General features: G+C 61.8%; 1 pseudogene. It reads right to left on the bottom strand.

Features of this window, described 5'->3' with window-relative positions:
* Nucleotides 1–161 (bottom strand): annotated as a pseudogene (locus tag ACW9HX_RS29210) (LysR family transcriptional regulator); the annotation flags it as partial.
* Nucleotides 162–251 lie beyond the last annotated feature (90 nt).

Raw genomic sequence — 251 nt, 5'->3', positions numbered from 1 at the left:
CGGCGCGCACGTCTTCCGCCACGTCGAGCCAGGCCTTGTAGGCAATGCCGTGCCCAGCGGCGCGCGACTTCGCCGTCGTCGCTGAGGTAGTCGCCGCGTACTTCAACCTCGACCGTTTCGTCCTCGCGATGGAAGCGCTACGTGTTGTAGGGCCGACCGTTGCTACCAGAAGCATCCGGCGCGGCAAAGTGAATTCATCCAGCAGAGGCCCCGTAACAGTCGCGGAAATAAATACCGTTTATCGCCACTGT

This window comes from Pseudomonas sp. SDO52101_S400, assembly GCF_054071635.1.
Note: the sequence above shows the minus strand (reverse complement) of the source record. Positions and strands in the feature narration are given on the sequence as shown.